Genomic DNA, 17044 nt, shown 5'->3' with positions numbered 1-17044 from the left:
TCAGCCAAGCGCCTCGTCCAGCAACCGCGCGAGGCGTAACCCCCCGCGTTCGACCTCCAATCTAGCTGCCGGAACGATCCTGGCGATCGTCGCCTGATCGATCATCGCGCGCGGCGGAACGGGAGCGCAGGCATCGCCACCCAGTGCGCTGGCATAGGCCACGTCATGCGCGACCTGATAGCTTTCGCGGCTCCAGTCCTCGACGCTGCCGGCCTGCATTTCCGCTTTCTCGGCGGCCGAATAGACCCTTACGGGTGACGGCGGCGTCGTGATGGCGCGTTCGGCGAGATAGCCGTCCCAGACCGAATGAAGATTGAGCTTTGGCGGCGCATAGTCGCCATACGCCGCGATCACCTGATTCCCACCCAGGTCGCCGCGATCGCCCGCATGAAGCGGCTGGTGCAGATCGCCGACGAAATGGATCAGGAAGGCCAGCGCCTGCACGCGCTCGCGCACCGGGACCGTCTTGTCCTTCAACAGCTTCACGTCGCGTTCGATCTGCGCGGAAACGCAATTGCCGTCCTTGCACGCGCTTTTCAGGTCGAACGGCTTGCAGATGTTCACGTTCTGATAGTGCCAATTATAGGCGTAGCTGAACCGCGGACCCAGCGTCTTGATGCAATCCGCCCAGACGGATGCCTGCTCGATCGTCCGCGCGGGACAGGCTTCCGTTTCGAGCAGCTTCGACTTGGCCAGCAGCGCGTCCACCGCGTGCCGGGTATCCGGCTTTATGTTGCGATAGGCGATCTGCGCGACGGTTTCATGCCCGAACTCCCAATAGGCGGAGGCTGGCGTGGCAAGTCCGATCGCGACCAGGGTGAGCAGCGCGGTGAGGAAGCGTTTCATGGACAAGGCCTTAGAGTTCCGACGCGGGGTCGGTCGATGATTCTTCGTCGCCGTAGATCGCGACGATGCGGTCTCCGGACGACGTTACGCGACCGCGGTTCATGCCGAGCGTCGTGAAACTCCACACCGCGTCGCCTTCGGGCCCGGTGACGATCACGCCGCCGCTGCCACCCAGGGCCCGGACGTCCGCCATAACCGCGTCCGCCGCCGCCTGTAGCGACTCCCGCGTCAGACGCGCGCGGGCGCAGATTTCATGCGCCACGCCTGCGCGGATGAAGAATTCCCCGATCCGGTGGCGGAGATCGCGCCAGAGCGGTCGTCGGCATAGGTGCCCGCACCGATCAGCGGCGAATCCCCGATCCTGCCCCAGCGCTTGCCCGTCACGCCCCCGGTCGACGTCGCCGCCGCGACATGGCCGTGCGTGTCGCAGGCGACCGCACCGACGGTGCCATATTTCATCTCGACATCGAACGTCCCGCCGCGCGCCTTCAACTCGTCCAGTTGCGCGGCCCGTTCGGGCAGGACGAACCAGTCCGGCCCGGCCTGTTCGAGGCCCTGTTCCTGCGAAAACGCATCCGCGCCAGCGCCGGACAGGAGAACGTGCGTACCCTCGTCCATGATCGCGCGGGCAAGATCGACCGGACTACGCGCCGTCGTCGCGCCGGCCACCGCACCCGCCCGCCGGTCGCGCCCGTCCATGATCGCGGCATCCAGCTCGGCCGCCCCGTCCCAGTTGAGCGCCGCACCGCGCCCGGCGTTGAAATGCGGATCGTCCTCCAGCACGCGCACGGCCGCCGCGACGGCATCCAGAGCATCGCCGCCCGCCGCCAGGATCGCCCCCCCGCATCCAGCGCGGCATTCAGTCCCGCGCGAGAACCCGCATCCTGTTCCGGCGTGAGCCGCTGCCGCGTCATCATCCCGGCACCACCATGTACCAGCAGGGTCCAGCGATCCGCCATATCAACGCTCCTCGGTAGCTAAAGTCAGGCCGTGCGGCGGATGCACCGGCCCTTTCGCACGCAGGCCGATCAGCGGCCGCATCCATCCGATCCGGCGGCCGATCAGGTAGAATCCCCAGCATCCGGCGATCGTCGTAGCGACCAGCACGGCGAATTCCAGCCCGGCGGGCAGGTTCAAGGGAAGCAGCAGCCACTCCATGCCGACGATGATCGTCTGGTGGATGATGTAGAATGGGAATACCGCCTCGGTCAGCGTCGCGCGCCACGGGGCGTCGCGGTTCCAGTAACGATCGGCGATCCCGATCAGGGCGATGATCGCGCTCCATCCCTGCACACCGCGTGCGGCGGAGAAGATCAGGCCGAACGGATATGGCGGGATGACGTCGACCGGCCAGGCGAGTTCGATCGCCACGACCGCCGCGTAGGACAGCAGCGCCGCCGCCGCCGCCCACGGCCATAGCCGCGCGACGCCGGCAAAACCCCGCTTCGATCCCGCGAAGGCGAAACCGAACAGGAATGGCGGCAGATAGCTGGCATGCGCGACCCAGTCGCCGAACAAGGCATGCGTTTCGCGCCCGCCGGGGAACAGCCAGGCCGACACCAACACGAACCAGAGCGTCGGCCAGACCCACAGCCAGATGCCGCCGAACAGCATATCGAACAGGCGCTGCACGCTACGTCCGCGCAAGGCGTAGGCGGCGACCGCGATCATCATCGTGTAAAGCCATAGATACGCGACGAACCACAGATGTTGCCACGTCGGCAGCGGCAATCCCGCGATGGCCGAGAAACTGAAGTAATCGTGGGCGTAGAACGTCCAGAAATCGCCCAGATAGCCGTGCTGCGTGGACAGTTCGACCCAGGGCTGTATCGGCGTGACGACGATCATTCCGAACGCCAAAGGGATGAGCAGTCGCGCACTGCGCGAGCGGACGAACGCACTCACATCCGGTCGCTTGGCGATCAAGGCACGGCTGGCATATCCGGAAACGACGAACAGCAGGATCAGGCGCCAGGCGTTGATCGCCATCATCGGGATCGCGATCCAGTCGACCGGCGCCGCGGTCTTCACATGGAACGGCCAGGGGACGTAGACCAGGGCGACATGGTACAGGATCAGCAGCGCGAACGCGCCGATCCGAAGCCAGTCCAATCCATAATGCCGTGCCATGATTCGAACCCTTTAGAGGATCGTCCGGGCATGACCAGCGCGATGGCACGCGCCGTTGCCGCGGGCGTCGCGCGGCGGTATAGGGCGGCCCATGTCCATTCGTCCTTGGCGTGACATCACGCGTCGTCAGAGTCGCCAGATCATGGTCGGCAACGTCCCCGTCGGCGGCGACGCGCCCGTCACCGTGCAGACGATGACGAATACGCCGACCGACGACGTGAAAGCCACGATCGCGCAGATTCGCCGGTGCGAGGATGCCGGCGTCGATATCATCCGGGTGTCCTGCCCGGATGTGGAAAGCACGGCGGCGTTGCGGCAGATCGTTCGAGCCAGCCGGGTCCCGATCGTCGCGGATATCCATTTCCACTATAAGCGCGCGCTGGAGGCGGCGGATGCCGGTGCGGCCTGCCTGCGCATCAATCCGGGGAATATCGGATCGTCGGCGCGCGTGAAGGAAGTCGTCAACGCCGCCAAGGCGAACGGCTGCGCGATCCGCATCGGCGTGAATGGCGGTAGCCTCGAAAAGGACCTGCTCGAAAAATATGGCGAGCCGTGCCCGGATGCGCTGGTCGAAAGCGCGCTGGATCATATCAAGCTGTTGCAGGACCACGACTTTCACGAATTCAAGGTCGCGGTGAAAGCGAGCGACCTGTTCCTCGCGGTCGCCGCCTATCAGCAACTGGCCGAAGTGGTCGATTGCCCGCTGCATCTCGGCATCACCGAAGCGGGCGGATTCGTCGGCGGTACGGTCAAGTCGGCGATCGGGATGGGCAGCCTGCTGTGGTACGGCATCGGCGATACGATCCGCGTCTCGCTCTCGGCCGAACCGGAGGAGGAAGTGCGTGTCGGGTTCGAGATCCTGAAGGCGCTGGGCATTCGCAACCGCGGTGTCCGAGTCGTGTCCTGCCCAAGCTGCGCGCGGCAGGGCTTCGACGTGATCCGCACCGTGCAGGCGCTGGAGGAACGGCTTCAGCATATCCGCACGCCGATGTCGCTCTCCGTGCTCGGCTGCGTCGTCAACGGGCCGGGCGAGGCGCGCGAAACGGACATCGGCCTGACCGGCGGCGGAAACGGCAAGCATATGGTCTATCTGTCCGGCGTCACGGATCACACGGTGTCGAGCGACGACATGCTCGAACATATCGTCCAGCTGGTCGAGGCCAAGGCCGCAGAGATCGAGGCACACGACGAAGCGCAGGCCGTAGCCGCCGAATAGGTCCTATGCTATGCTTTAGGTCTTGGAGAAACTGTCATGACCTATCACGCGAAGGTGATCTCGGGCGGAAAGATCGTGTTGCCGGCGGAACTGCGTCGCGAACTCGGCATAAAGGACGGTGACTCGCTGGTTATCGATCGCGATGAATGTGGCGGCTTGATCGTGAAAACCTATGCTCAAGTCATCAAAGAGGGGCAGCGCAAATTTCGCGCGATGGCCGGCGACGATTATACGGTCGATACCTTCCTCCAGGAAAAGCGGGCGGACTGGGGCGAAAATTGAGCGTTGTTCTCGACGCATCGGCGGTATTGGCCGTCCTGCTCGACGAGCCGGGAAGCGATGTCGTCATCAGTGTGATGCGGGGCAGCGCGATATCTTCGCTGAACGCTGCGGAGTGTTTTCAGCGCGTCGTCGATAAGGGCTTTCCTGCCAGCGCCGTGACCGCGCTGTTGCACCAGTTCGAAATAGAAGTCGTGAGTTTCGACCTTACGCAAGCGGCGGCAGTTGCCGATCTGCGCAGCCGGACGAAATCGGTCGGAGCGTCGCTTGGCGATCGGGCTTTTTTGAATCTGGGCTTGGCGCGGGGACGGAGCGCTTACACCGCCGATCGTCGGTTGGGGGAACTCGACATCGATCTCGACATCCGCTTGATCCGTTGACCCGCCACTCCCCAACATCGGCGACCGCCTTTGCCGTCGCGTCCATCGGTATCGCCAGTTATTCGGTGATGGACGCGGTAATGAAGGGCATGTCGATCGCGCATGGCGCTTACAGCGCGGTGCTGTGGCGATCCGTGGCGGGCGTCGTCTTGATGCTGCCGATCTTTCTGGCGAGACGACGGCCTTGGCCCGGACGTGAGGCGATCATCCTGCACGCATCCCGCGGGATCGTGGCGGGGGCATCGGTGCTGTTATTCTTCTGGGGGCTGGTGCGTGTACCGATCGCGCAGGGGGTTGCACTGACCTTCCTGGCCCCGCTGATCGCCCTGTTCCTCGCGGCGGCTATGCTGGGCGAGACGATCCGCCGGGCCGCGATCGGCGGGTCGATCATCGCCAGCCTTGGCGTGCTGGCGATTGCGGCGGGGCAGTGGCAGGCACAGGCCTCCACCGAAACCGTCCTGGGATCGGTCGCGATCGTCGTCGCGTCGATCCTGTACGCCGGCAGCCTGATCCTGCTGCGGCGGCAGGCGCAGATCGCCGATCCGCTGGAGGTGGCCCTGTTCACCAGCATCGTCCTGGCGGCGTTGCTGATGCTGGGCGCGCCGTGGTTTTCGGCAATTCCCGGCATCGCGCTGCTTCCCGGCATCTTCGGGTCCGCCGTGCTGGGATCGGTATCGGCGGTGCTGCTCGCCTGGGCCTACCGCCATGCCGAGGCGCAAGTGCTGGCACCAGTCGAATATACCGCGTTCCTTTGGTCCGCCATTCTGGGCTACGTCGTATTCGGCGAATACGTCACCGCGTGGACGGTGGCAGGCGCGATCCTGATCATCGGCGGATGCCTGTTCGCCATTCGCGGCCCCGCCGCTCCCGCCCCGCAAACAGAGGCTGCCGCATGAGCATTATCATAAGACCCGCCACGCCTGACGATGTCGGCACGATCATGGGGTTCGTGCGCGAACTCGCGACGTTCGAGAAGGCGCCGGAGCAGGTCACCTCCACGGAAGCGACGATGCACACGGCGTTGTTCGGCGCACATCCGGCCGCGGAGGCGATCATCGCGGAACTGGACGGCGATGTCGTCGGGATGGCCGTCTTCTACCATAACTTCTCCACCTGGACCGGGGTTCGCGGAATCTGGCTCGACGATCTGTACGTCACGCCGGCAGCGCGTGGATCGGGTGCCGGGCGGGCGTTGCTGTCGCATCTCGCGGGAATCGCGGTCGACCGGGGATGCGCGCGATTCGAATGGTGGGTGCTCGACTGGAACGAGCGCGCGATCGAATTCTACCGGAAGGTAGGCGCGGAGCCGATGGACGAGTGGACCGCACAGCGCATGTCCGGCGACGCACTGCTGCGGCTGGCGGGACGCGATCCCGCCGGGCACGACTGATGGCCTGGATACTGTTGGTGGTCGGCGGGCTGTTCGAAATCGGCTTCACGACATGTCTGCGCTATGTCGATGGCTTCCGGAACGTCGGCTGGACGCTGGGCTTCCTCGCCTCCGTCGGCTGCTCGATGGGATTGCTGGAGGTCGCATCGCGATCGATCCCGATGGGCACGGCCTATGCCGTCTGGGGCGGGATCGGCGCGCTGGGTACGGTGATCGTCGGCATATTGTGGTTCGGCGAGCCCGCGACGCTGCCACGGATCCTGCTCATCCTGGGCGTGGTTCTGTGCATCGCCGGGCTGAAGCTGACGGCGGGGCATTGATATGGCGGTCGACGAAGGCCTGGTCGCGTGGGTGGAAGAGGCGATAGAGCCGCTCGGCACCGTCACGCGCCGGGCGATGATGGGCGGTGCCACATTGTATTGCGACGGCACGATCTTCGCGATCATCTCGCTGGATGCTTTGTGGTTCAAGGCCGATGCTGTCAGCGACGCCGAATGGGACGCGGCGGGATGTGTGCGCTTCAGCTACGAAATGGGCGAGGGGCGGGTAGGAACGATGAACTACCGCCGGGCGCCGGACGACGTGTATGACGATGGCGACGAGATGCGGCGCTGGGCGACCTTGGCGCTTGCCGCCGGGGCGCGGGCGCCGGTGAAGAAACCCAAGGCGCGAAAGTTGTGAGGCCCTGAAGGGAAGCCTTCCCGTTCGGGCCCGACGCGGGGCACGAACGGGAAGGTCCGGATTACTCGCCCTTCTCGGCCTTGGCTGCCTTGGCGGCTTCGATCGCTTCCAGAACGATGCGCTTCGCTTCCTCGGCATCGCCCCACTCGCCGATCCGCACCCACTTTTCGGACTCCAGATCCTTATAGTGTTTGAAGAAATGCTCGATCTGCGCGAGCACGATCGAGGGCAAATCACTGCGTTCGCCGATGTCGGTGTAATAAGGGAAGGTCGTGTCGACGGGGACGCAGACCAGCTTCTCGTCGCCGCCGGCCTCGTCTTCCAGCTTGAGCACTGCGATCGGGCGCGCGCGAACGACGCAGCCGGGCACGAACGGTGATCGGGCGATGACCAGTGCGTCCAGCGGATCGCCGTCGGGCGACAGCGTGTGGGGAACGAAGCCGTAATTCGCCGGATAGCGCATCGGCGTGTGCAGGATTCGATCGACGAACAGCGCACCGCTAGCCTTGTCGAATTCATACTTCACCGGCTCGCCGCCGACCGGCACTTCGATAATGACGTTCAGGCTGTTGGGGGGATCGTCGCCGATCGGAATCAAATCGATGCGCATGATAGTCCTCTTTCTAAACCCTGTGTCCGCCCGCCCCCGTCAGCGGGGTGCGAGCAGCCGATCGAGACCACCCTCTCCGGTGCCGACCTTTTCGAGGCGCGGATAGCGGAGGCCGCCATGATAGTCGATGGCCGCCGGCGTGATCTTCTCTCCGGTCTTGATCAATAACTGGATCGGATCTTTCGAGGTCTTCGCCGCCGTGATCGCTGCCTTGATCGCGGTGTCGCTATAGGCCGTGCCGTTGACCGCGACGATCTTCGTACCGACGTCGAGACCCGCCTTGAACGCCGGGCTGTCCCAGCCCACGCCGAAGATCTCGCCGTCTTTGTCCAGCGACAAACCGACCGAATAGGTCAAATCGGTGCGTTTCGAGGCGGTTTCCGACGTCTTGAACGCCTTGGTCGGTTCGTCGGTGTAAATCAGGCGATAACCGTTATCGATGAAGCCCTTGAGCGGCGCGGGAGCACCGGTCTCAGTAAGTCGGGTCTTCAGCATCGCGTTCCAGTCATAGGGCTGAACCGCGTTTAGCGTCGATACGACGTCGTCGAATGTATAGGTAACCTGACCCCAGTCACCGTCGTTGATGCCGAAGAACGCACGCGCGAAATCGTCGATCGACTTCGTGCCGCCCGATTGCCTGCGCAGGATCGAATCGACTTCCATCCAGACCAGCAGGCCCTCGTTGTAATAGTCCTCGCTGCGTTCGTAGCTGACCCAGCCCTTCGGCTTGCGCGAGGACATGACCGGATCGTTCGTCGTATCGACCAGCGGACGCCAGTTGCGCGCCGGGCGATTGTCGAGGCTCGCCAGGATCGACGCGTACATGTCGAGCGTGTCCTGCTTCGACACGATGCCGGATCGCGCCTGCAGCACATAGCCCCAGAATTGCGTCTGCCCTTCATAGACCCACAGCAGCGAGCCACGCATCGGCGTGCGGTAATCGGGCGTCCACAGGTCGGCGCCGCGGCGGAACTTGCCGTCCCAGCTGTGCGTGTATTCGTGCGGCAACAGGTTACGGCGGCCCGGGCCGTCCGCCCATTTCGTGAAATAGCCCGGCGTGACGCCGTTTTCGGACGAGCGATGATGCTCCAGGCCGATCCCGCCCAGCTGATCGGTGATCGACAGAAGGAATTCGTACGTATCGTAATGCTGCGCACCGAACGTCTTCACCGCCTGCGTCACGAGGTTCTTGTGGAAATCGACCTGTTCGGGGGTTGCCGCCAGTTCCTCGGGCGTGTCGGCAAACAGGTTGAGGTTCACCCGCGGCGACAGCGGCACGCGGCGATAATAGCGCCCCGCCAGCACGGGCGAATCGACCAGTACTTCGTAATTCGTGCGCTCGTACGAATAGGTCGATCCCGTCGCCCGTGACGGCAGTCCGGATGCCGCGCTCCAGCTCTCCGGATACTTTACCGTCGCCTTGACCGGGATCTGCCGCGTGAAATAGCCCGCCGGATACAGGCTCATGGAATTGAACTGCAGGCTCAGCATGTTCGGCGTCATCACGATGCGGCCCTGATCGGCCTTGGTCGCGGACAGGAACTTCAGGTCGATATCCAGCGTCTTCGCGCCGCGCGGCACGTCGATATGGAAGGCGAAGACGTCGACCGGATCGCGCGTCCACGGCACGGCCTTGCCGTTCGCCGTGATGACCAGACCGGCCAGCTTCTCGATCTCGCCGCGTGGGCTGTGCGCGCCGGGCAGCCATTTCGGATACAGCAACGTCATCGGCCCCGCCGCATCGACCGGGATCGTCTGCTTCACTGTGAAGATGCCGCGCATCACGTCGGTGGCATCGACGGCGATCGTCATCGTGCCGGGATAGGGCACGTCGCGCGCTTGCGGGATCGTATCGACGAACGGTACCGGCTGCGGCTTGGAATTCTCCGCGAACACAGGCGTCGCGACGGTGGCGAGCAAGCTCGCGGCAAGGGTCAGGCGGATCATGAACGGGCCTTTCGGCGGGAAGGAAGGATGATCCGGTCTAGCCGCGGGTCTTGCGCCGCGTCCAGCCCCCCCCGAAACGGATCAACGGATCAACCGCCCCCCAGCACGTTGATCGTAAACGCCAAAACCCCGATATTGAACACGAACGCGGCAAGGCACTGGCCGATCACGACCCGCCGTATCTCGCGCGATCCGATCTCGACGTCCGACGTCTGGAACGTCATGCCAAGCGTGAAGCTGAAATAGATGAAGTCCCAATAATCGGGTTCGTCGCTGCCGGGCACCGTTATCCCGCCGCTATCCTTCCCCTTGTCATTCCCGGTGTAGAACAGGTGCGCGTAATGCAGCGCGTAGATCGTGTTCGAGAACAGCCACGCCAGCGCCAGCGTCGTGACGATTAGCGCGATGCCTAGCGTGCTGCTTTTCCCGCCCATCATCTCGCTCGCGACCGAGACCAGGATCATCCCCATGACGATCCCGGTCACCGCCAGCAGCAAGGCGCGATTGGCGTCGTTCGATTTCGCGATGGCGCGCATTTCCTTCGGGCGCTTGCCGAGCAACGGGATGACCGCGCACAGGAAAACTGCGGCGGCTATATCGAACGAGGCCATCGCTCCGCGTCCGCGCCCCAGCATCGGGATCAATGCCGCCAGTCCGATCGCGAACAGGATGACGAAGACGACGAATCGCGTCGGGGCGATGCGGTGGCCGAGATTGAGCTTCATGAACCAAGGCTAGGCGCGGCCACGGACGCGTGTCACGTGACTTCCGTGTCATGCGCGTCCCGTGACGATGTCATCAAGACCAACAACCGCGAATCACGGGCGCTTTCCCTTCGCGCGCGGCTCGCATAAGACGCGCGCATTATGGCCCGTATCGAAACCCCCAAGCGCATCCGTGGAACGCAGGACATCTTCGGCGAGGAGCAGCGCCGGTTCGCGCATGTGCTCGAGACGTTCGATCGTGTTCGGAAGCTGTATTGCTTCCAGCGTGTCGATATTCCGGTGTTCGAAAGCACCGCCGTATTCGCGCGGTCGCTGGGCGAGACGACCGATGTTGTGTCGAAGGAAATGTACACTTTCGAGGATCGCGGTGGGGACTCGATCACGTTGCGTCCGGAATTCACCGCGGGCATTGCCCGTGCGTATCTGACCGAGGGGTGGCAGCAATATGCGCCGCTGAAACTGGCCACGCATGGCCCGGTCTTCCGCTACGAACGCCCGCAAAAGGGCCGCTTCCGCCAGTTCCACCAGATCGATGCCGAGGTGATCGGCGCGGCGGAACCGGCGGCCGACGTCGAATTGCTCGTTCTGGCGGATCAGTTGCTACACGAACTGGGCATTGCGGACGGCGTGACGTTGCAGCTTAATACGCTGGGTGACGCGGAAACGCGCGACGCGTGGCGGGCGGCGCTGGTCGCGCATTTCGAGGCGCATCGCGGCGAGTTATCCGATGACAGCGTGGCGCGGCTGGAGAAGAACCCGCTGCGGATCCTCGATTCCAAGGACCCGCGCGACCGCCCGATCGCGGACAGCGCGCCGGATATCGACGCATACCTGACGCCGGAGGCTCGCGCGTTCTTCGATGCGGTGACGGCCGGACTGGATGCAGCGGGCGTGGCATGGACGCGCAACGCCCGGCTGGTGCGCGGGCTGGATTATTACCGGCACACGGCGTTCGAATTCGTCACGGATCGGTTGGGCGCGCAAGGCACCGTGCTGGCGGGCGGGCGGTATGACGGGCTGATCGAGAGCCTTGGCGGGCCGGCGACGGCGGGTGTCGGGTGGGCTGCGGGTGTCGAGCGGCTGGCTATGCTTATTGAAGAACCTCAGCAGTTTCGACCCCAGGTCGTCGTCACAAGTGTCGCTTCCACTTCAGAACCCATAGTGCATCTTTTAGCTTCGAAGCTCAGAAAGTCCGGTTCGTCCGTCGATATAGTAGTCACTGGATCAATAAATAAAAGATTGGAGAAGGCACAAAGCCGTCTGCCCATGATCGTTTTGATCGTTACGCCGGCATCAAATGCATCCCAGATCGCGTTGGATGTTAAACGCGGCAGAGGGGCGGCTGAAGTAAGTTATCAAGAAACTGAAGATCGGGCCCGTGACTTACTAACGAAAGTCGGCACCGTTCAGCGACCGGCTGGGCCGACTGATTTTGGTGAAGATTTCCTCGTGACCCTGCCCGAATGACCACAATCTCCCCGGAACGGATCGCGCAGATCGAGGCGCGGCGGGATGAGTTGCAGGCGCTGATGGCGACCGGCGACTTGCCGTCGGATCGCTTTGTCGCAGTGTCCAAGGAATATGCCGAACTGGAACCGGTCGCGCGGGCGGCGGGGGAAGTGCGGCGGCTGCGCGCCGAACTGGAGGTGCTCGCCGGGATGGAAACCGACACGGATCCCGAGATCCGCACCATGGCGCGCGACGAGATCGCCGTGATCCGCGACACGTTGCCGCAGGCCGAACGCTCTTTGGCACTGGCGCTGTTGCCGCGCGATGCGGCGGACGAGCGTGCGGCGATGCTGGAAATCCGTCCCGGCACCGGCGGGGATGAGGCGGCACTGTTCGTCGGCGACCTCCTGCGCATGTACCAGCGCTTTGCCGAGACGCAGGGCTGGCGCGTCGAACTCATCTCGGCGAGCAGTTCCGAAGCCGGCGGATACAAGGAAGTCGTTGCCAGCGTGACGGGGCAGGGCGTCTTCGCCCGACTGAAGTTCGAGGCCGGGGTTCACCGCGTGCAGCGCGTGCCAGCGACCGAGACGCAAGGCCGCATCCACACCTCCGCCGCGACCGTCGCCGTCCTGCCCGAAGCGGAGGAAGTCGATGTCAAGATCGACGACAAGGATCTGCGGATCGACGTCTACCGGTCTTCGGGCCCCGGCGGGCAATCCGTCAACACGACCGACTCCGCGGTTCGCATCGTGCACATCCCGACCGGCATGACCGTCATCCAGCAGGACGAGAAGTCGCAGCACAAGAACAAGGCCAAGGCGCTGAAGGTGTTGCGAACCCGCCTGTACGAGGCGGAGCGCGAGCGGCTGCATCAGGAGCGGGCGGGCGCGCGCAAGTCGATGGTCGGCAGCGGCGACCGGTCGGAACGGATACGGACGTACAATTATCCGCAGGGGCGCGTGACCGATCACCGCATCAACCTGACGCTGCATCGCCTGCCGGAAATCTTGGAGGGCGATATGAGCGACCTGATCGGTGCTCTGATCGCGCAGGACGAGGCGGAGCGGCTGGCGACCCTGGATGACTAGTGGCCCCTCCCGCGTGCGTGAGGGGCCGGGGGGAGGGGCTTTCTTCAGGCGGGGCGCGCTCTTGACAGGCCCTCCCCCGACCCCTCCCGCGAGCGGGAGGGGAGTAAGAAAGGCGCTTTCGGAAGCCGCGTCGCAACTTGCCTCCGTGACCGAAACGCCGCGGCTCGATGCCGAGTTGCTGATGGCCCACGCGCTCGGCATGACGCGGGAGTCTTTGCTGCTCAGGCATCTCGACGACGCCGTGCCGCCTGCGTTTGCGAATTTGCTCAGCCGCCGTCTGGCGCATGAACCGGTCGCTTATATCACGGGCATGCGCGCCTTCTGGACGATCGACCTGCATGTCGGCCCCGGCGTGCTGATCCCGCGTCCCGACAGCGAGACGTTGATCGAAGCCGCCATCGTCCATTTCGGGCAGCGTCCGCCCGCCACGATTCTCGATCTCGGCACCGGTCCGGGCAGCCTTTTGCTGGCGGCGCTTTCGGAATGGCCCGGGGCGCGGGGGCGGGTGTCGACGTGTCGGACGTCGCGCTCGACTATGCCCGCCGCAACGCCGCCGACCTCGGCATGGCGGATCGGGCGCAATTCGTTCACGGCGATTGGGCGGCGGGGCTGGCCGGGCCATTCGACCTGATTCTGTGCAATCCGCCTTATATCGGTAATGACGAGGTGCTGCCCGAGGAGGTCCGCGCCTTCGAGCCAAACGGAGCTCTGTTCGCCGGGACGGATGGGCTTGACGATTATCGCCTGATCGCGCCGCAACTGAAGCCGCTGCTCGCGCCGGGTGGAGCGGCGATCCTCGAAATCGGTCATACCCAGTCTCAGCCGGTGACGGACTTGCTGATGTCGCAAGGCTTTTCGGTTGCTTTGGCGCGCGATCTCGCCGGGCGTTCGCGCGCGCTGGTCGCGACTTGAAACGTCGGTCAGCCGACACATATTTCCGCTTGGATATTGATGCACCAACCGCTAATGAATGCGCAGGGGCCTACGTTTTCATCATAAGCGGTTGAAAACGGGCAGTTGCCCATCTCCAAGTCATGAAGTCGCTGTTGTCCGGCGACCGTGGCAGGCCGGTTCCGCCTATCCATCTCGTATGGGTTTGGCGAAGACGGGCCCGGAGCATTACATCCACATCGTTGCGGAGCACGATTGGTTACCACGGACCCAAAATGAAAATCAGGGACAACAACACTTGATCAACAATCGTCAGGCCGGCCGCCGTCGCGGTCGTGGCGGGCAGCAACAGCGCCCGCAGGGTAACTCGGGCGCCCGGGATAACGGCAATCGGATCGACAACCGGTCGCGAGGCAACGCTGCCCAGTTGCTCGAAAAGTACAAGGCGCTCGCCCGCGACGCGCAGATGTCCGGCGACCGGGTGAACACCGAATATTATCTGCAGTTCGCAGATCATTATTTCCGCGTGCTGGCCGAAACGCGCTCGCGCTTCGAAGAAAACCGCGCACCGGCACAGGGTGGCGCGAATACCTTTCAGGACGACGAAACCGAATATGACGATGACGGCGCGCCGATCGTCGCCGAGCAGGTTCGTCAGCAGAACGGCAACCAGAATTATCAGGGCGACCGGCCGCAGAATAACGGCAACCAGCAGGATCGCGCTGAGCGGCAAGATCGTCAGGATCGCCCCGAACGTCAGGATCGCCAGGCGAACGACCGCGGTGACCAGGGCAACCGTGCCGACCGCGGGCAGCAGGACGATGATCGTCCGCGTCGTAGCAATTCCAATGCGAACGGCGGAAACGTCGGCAGCGGCGCCAGCTATGGCAACGAAGGCGAGCGCTACGTTCGTGAGGATCGCGGCAATCGTAACGACAATCGCGGTTACGAAGGTCGTGCCGAACCGCGTGCCGAACGCGGCGAACCCCGCGGCAATCGTGCTGAACGCAACGACCGGAACGATCGCTATCAGTCCGAAGACCGGGCGCCCGTGCAGCCGGATCGTGCGCCCATCCAGCAGGACGCCGCGCCGCAGCCGGTGGTCGCCGAGGAACAGCCGCAAGAGGCTCCACGCCGCCGCGGTCGTCCGCGTCGCGAACCGGTGGCCGAAGCGCCGCACACTTTCGACACTGCGATCCTGCCGCCGTCGCTGAATATTTCGGCCGTGACCGCCCCGCCGCCCGTGCTGAACGAAGCCGCGCCGGCAAACGACGTGGCGTTGGACGAGCCGGAGGAAAAGCCCCGCCGCCGTCGCGGTCGCCCGCCGGCAAGCGAAGTCACGAACGCCAGCTGAGGCGATCGGGCATCGAAACAATGGAAAGGGGTTCCGGACAGCCGTCCGGAACCCCTTTTTCGTTGATCGGGCTGTGTCTGTGGATCATCCGCGACTGTGCTCTCCCTACCTCAGTGCAGCAGCGACGACGTCGGATAGCGGCGTCGTCGGCCGGCCGATCAGCGCCGAAAGCTGGCGCCCGTCGTCGAACAATGCGCCTTTCGCGGCGGCCGCGTCCCACCCCGCGATCGCATGCGCAAGCGGTGAGGGCAGGCCGATATCGACCAGCGCCTGGGCATAGGCGGTTTCGGGCATATCGACGTAGCGGACGTCGCTACCGCTCTGGCGAGAGATTTCAGCGGCGAGATCCGTCAGCGTATACGAATCGTCGCCGGCCAGTTCGATCGTGCGCCCAGCCAGATCGTCTCGGGTCAGCGCGATTACGGCAGCGGCAGCATAGTCCCCGCGTGCGGCGGAACTGATCCTGCCATCGCCGGCGCTGCCGATCACCGCATTGTGTTCAAGCGCGGACGAGAGCGAACCCAGATAGTTCTCGGTATACCAGCCGTTGCGAAGGATGGTGAAGGGGACACCCGACGCCTTCAGCGCCGCTTCGGTCTCCAGATGTTCCTCGGCAAGATCGAGTGCCGACGTGTCGGCATGGAGCAGGCTGGTATAGACGATCCGTCCGACGCCCGCGGTCTTGGCGGCGGCGATGACGTTCCCGTGCTGCGTGATGCGCTTGCCGACTTCGCTCGACGATATCAGCAGCAAGGTGTCGATGCCCTCCAGCGCCGAGGCCAGCAAGTCGGGCCGCGAATAGTCGAATGCACGCGCGGAAACGCAAAGGTCGATCGCTTTGTCTGGCGACCGCACCAAAGCGACGATCTCATCCGACGGTATTTTGGCCGCAAGTTGCGCGACGACGTGTCGGCCGAGCTGGCCGGTCGCTCCGGTGATGGCAATAGTCATGTTCGCCCGTCCTTCTATCTGGGAGGATCGGGATTTAGGATGCTTGCTTACCCGAAGTAAGTACATACATCGAGGTAAGTATGGAAAGCATGTCGCTCAAATCCGTTAGCCTCGCCGATCGTATGGAGCGCGGCGACCTGATGGCCGCCGCCTGCCCGTCGCGCGAGGTTTTCAGGCACGTCACCAGCCAGTGGGGCGTGCTCGTCCTGATCGTTCTGGACGGCGGCACGCATCGCTTCAGCCAATTACGCCGCAAGATCGGCGGCATCAGCGAACGGATGCTCGCGCAGACTTTGCAATGGCTGGAAGGGGACGGCCTGGTCGATCGTGTCGCGTACAAGGTGGTTCCGCCGCATGTCGAATACAGCCTCACGCCCCTGGGACGCGAAGCCGCGGAAAAGGTCGCGGCGCTGGCGGACTGGATCGAGCGCAGCTTGCCGGAGATCGCGGCGATACGGGACGCGCGCGACCGATAGTCCGACCGGTCCGCGCGCGCGATGTGCGTGCCGGGCTTTCCACCCAACCCAGATTGCCTTCATCCGCCTTGCGCTTTGCCACGCAAAGGTGAACCCTCCAGATGCCAGATGACTCGGGGCGCACCCGGGCGGAATGGCAGAAGGAGATGGACGATGACGATCGCGACGATCCTGGGCGGCAAGGGCCGCGACATCATATCGGTAACACCGGATCACAACGTCCGCGACACGGTCGCCCTGCTGGCGGAAAAGCGCATCGGCGCGGTGCCGGTCATGGAGGGCGGCGACGTAGTCGGCATATTCTCCGAACGCGACGTGATCCACGCACTCGACGCACATGGACCGGTGGCGCTCGACAAGCCGGTACGCGACGTGATGACTTCGCCGGCCATCACGGTCTCGTCGGACCAACCCGTCATCGGTGCGCTATCGCTGATGACCCATCGGCGGATCCGCCACTTGCCGGTGGTGCAGGACGGGCAGGTAATCGGGTTGGTGTCGATCGGCGATCTGGTTAAATACCGCATCGACCGGATCGAGGCGGATGCGGAGGCGATGCGCACCTATATCCAGCAGGCCTGATGGCGTTCAGTCCTCCAGCGGCTGTTTACGCACGACCGCGATAAGTTCC

19 protein-coding genes and 2 pseudogenes (1 of these 21 cut by a window edge) are annotated in these 17044 nt (G+C 64.2%); 13 read left to right on the top strand and 8 right to left on the bottom strand.

Annotated features, from left to right (window positions below; all coding sequences use genetic code 11):
- From H5J25_RS15840 to H5J25_RS15830, 3 genes and pseudogenes are all read right to left on the bottom strand, one after another.
- Window positions 1-846 carry a S1/P1 nuclease gene (locus tag H5J25_RS15840; protein ID WP_202092712.1) on the bottom strand — a complete coding sequence of 282 codons (846 nt, stop codon included), beginning with the start codon at window positions 844-846 and terminating at the stop codon, window positions 1-3.
- A 10-nt stretch (window positions 847-856) separates the two neighbouring features.
- Window positions 857-1805: pseudogene (locus H5J25_RS15835) on the bottom strand (isoaspartyl peptidase/L-asparaginase family protein).
- A gap of 1 nt (window position 1806) precedes the next feature.
- Window positions 1807-2976 carry an acyltransferase family protein gene (locus H5J25_RS15830; RefSeq protein WP_202092710.1) on the bottom strand — a complete coding sequence of 390 codons (1170 nt, stop codon included), beginning with the start codon at window positions 2974-2976 and terminating at the stop codon, window positions 1807-1809.
- A 91-nt stretch (window positions 2977-3067) separates the two neighbouring features.
- On the opposite strand from H5J25_RS15830, the gene ispG reads away from it, so the two are divergent.
- From ispG to H5J25_RS15795, 7 genes are all read left to right on the top strand, one after another.
- Window positions 3068-4192, top strand: coding sequence for a flavodoxin-dependent (E)-4-hydroxy-3-methylbut-2-enyl-diphosphate synthase (ispG, locus tag H5J25_RS15825; RefSeq protein WP_202092708.1), 1125 nt, complete (start codon window positions 3068-3070; stop codon window positions 4190-4192).
- A gap of 36 nt (window positions 4193-4228) precedes the next feature.
- Window positions 4229-4474 (top strand): AbrB/MazE/SpoVT family DNA-binding domain-containing protein, encoded by a 246-nt coding sequence (locus tag H5J25_RS15820; RefSeq protein ID WP_202092705.1) that lies wholly within the window; start codon window positions 4229-4231, stop codon window positions 4472-4474.
- Window positions 4471-4851 (top strand): type II toxin-antitoxin system VapC family toxin, encoded by a 381-nt coding sequence (locus H5J25_RS15815; protein ID WP_404829546.1) that lies wholly within the window; start codon window positions 4471-4473, stop codon window positions 4849-4851. Before H5J25_RS15820 ends, H5J25_RS15815 begins: the two co-directional genes overlap by 4 nt.
- 68 nt (window positions 4852-4919) lie before the next feature.
- A complete protein-coding gene (locus H5J25_RS15810) occupies window positions 4920-5747 on the top strand; it encodes a DMT family transporter (RefSeq protein ID WP_404829545.1) in 828 nt (275 codons plus the stop codon).
- On the top strand, window positions 5744-6241 hold the full coding sequence (locus H5J25_RS15805) for a GNAT family N-acetyltransferase (protein ID WP_202092700.1): 498 nt from the start codon (window positions 5744-5746) through the stop codon (window positions 6239-6241). The genes H5J25_RS15810 and H5J25_RS15805 overlap by 4 nt, the downstream gene beginning before the upstream one ends.
- Window positions 6241-6561, top strand: coding sequence for a DMT family transporter (locus tag H5J25_RS15800; protein ID WP_202092698.1), 321 nt, complete (start codon window positions 6241-6243; stop codon window positions 6559-6561). The genes H5J25_RS15805 and H5J25_RS15800 overlap by 1 nt, the downstream gene beginning before the upstream one ends.
- A 1-nt stretch (window position 6562) precedes the next feature.
- A complete protein-coding gene (locus tag H5J25_RS15795) occupies window positions 6563-6922 on the top strand; it encodes a TfoX/Sxy family protein (protein ID WP_202092696.1) in 360 nt (119 codons plus the stop codon).
- Between the two features lie 61 nt (window positions 6923-6983).
- Here the strand turns inward: H5J25_RS15795 and ppa are convergent, their stop codons facing one another.
- The 3 genes from ppa to H5J25_RS15780 form a co-directional block, all read right to left on the bottom strand.
- Window positions 6984-7532 carry an inorganic diphosphatase gene (gene ppa / locus H5J25_RS15790; protein ID WP_202092694.1) on the bottom strand — a complete coding sequence of 183 codons (549 nt, stop codon included), beginning with the start codon at window positions 7530-7532 and terminating at the stop codon, window positions 6984-6986.
- A gap of 39 nt (window positions 7533-7571) precedes the next feature.
- Window positions 7572-9479, bottom strand: a complete 1908-nt coding sequence (locus H5J25_RS15785) for a M61 family metallopeptidase (protein WP_202092692.1) — start codon at window positions 9477-9479, stop codon at window positions 7572-7574.
- Between the two features lie 89 nt (window positions 9480-9568).
- On the bottom strand, window positions 9569-10204 hold the full coding sequence (locus H5J25_RS15780) for a DUF1345 domain-containing protein (protein ID WP_202092690.1): 636 nt from the start codon (window positions 10202-10204) through the stop codon (window positions 9569-9571).
- Window positions 10205-10345: 141 nt separating this feature from the next.
- Between H5J25_RS15780 and hisS the strand changes: the two genes are divergently transcribed.
- The 4 genes and pseudogenes from hisS to H5J25_RS15760 all read left to right on the top strand — a co-directional run bounded on the left by hisS (window position 10346) and on the right by H5J25_RS15760 (window position 14986).
- Window positions 10346-11671, top strand: a complete 1326-nt coding sequence (hisS, locus tag H5J25_RS15775; protein ID WP_225883179.1) for a histidine--tRNA ligase — start codon at window positions 10346-10348, stop codon at window positions 11669-11671.
- Window positions 11668-12741 (top strand): peptide chain release factor 1, encoded by a 1074-nt coding sequence (prfA, locus tag H5J25_RS15770; protein ID WP_202092688.1) that lies wholly within the window; start codon window positions 11668-11670, stop codon window positions 12739-12741. Before hisS ends, prfA begins: the two co-directional genes overlap by 4 nt.
- A gap of 145 nt (window positions 12742-12886) precedes the next feature.
- A pseudogene (gene prmC / locus H5J25_RS15765) lies at window positions 12887-13653 on the top strand (peptide chain release factor N(5)-glutamine methyltransferase).
- 277 nt (window positions 13654-13930) lie between these two features.
- Entirely contained in the window at window positions 13931-14986 is a 1056-nt protein-coding gene (locus H5J25_RS15760; RefSeq protein WP_202092686.1) for a DUF4167 domain-containing protein, read from the top strand.
- Between the two features lie 105 nt (window positions 14987-15091).
- On the opposite strand, the gene H5J25_RS15755 is transcribed toward H5J25_RS15760, so the two are convergent.
- Window positions 15092-15937, bottom strand: a complete 846-nt coding sequence (locus H5J25_RS15755; protein WP_202092684.1) for an SDR family oxidoreductase — start codon at window positions 15935-15937, stop codon at window positions 15092-15094.
- Between the two features lie 89 nt (window positions 15938-16026).
- Between H5J25_RS15755 and H5J25_RS15750 the strand changes: the two genes are divergently transcribed.
- Window positions 16027-16413, top strand: coding sequence for a winged helix-turn-helix transcriptional regulator (locus H5J25_RS15750; RefSeq protein ID WP_202092682.1), 387 nt, complete (start codon window positions 16027-16029; stop codon window positions 16411-16413).
- Between the two features lie 153 nt (window positions 16414-16566).
- On the top strand, window positions 16567-16995 hold the full coding sequence (locus tag H5J25_RS15745) for a CBS domain-containing protein (RefSeq protein WP_202092680.1): 429 nt from the start codon (window positions 16567-16569) through the stop codon (window positions 16993-16995).
- A 6-nt stretch (window positions 16996-17001) separates the two neighbouring features.
- Here the strand turns inward: H5J25_RS15745 and H5J25_RS15740 are convergent, their stop codons facing one another.
- Window positions 17002-17044, bottom strand: partial view of a lipopolysaccharide biosynthesis protein gene (locus H5J25_RS15740; RefSeq protein ID WP_202092678.1) — the end only. 1445 nt of this gene lie beyond the right edge of the window; the window shows 43 of its 1488 coding nt (coding positions 1446-1488); the start codon falls outside the window, past its right edge; its stop codon occupies window positions 17002-17004.

The organism is Sphingomonas aliaeris (assembly GCF_016743815.1).
Taxonomy (GTDB): domain Bacteria; phylum Pseudomonadota; class Alphaproteobacteria; order Sphingomonadales; family Sphingomonadaceae; genus Sphingomonas; species Sphingomonas aliaeris.
Note: the sequence above shows the minus strand (reverse complement) of the source record. Positions and strands in the feature narration are given on the sequence as shown.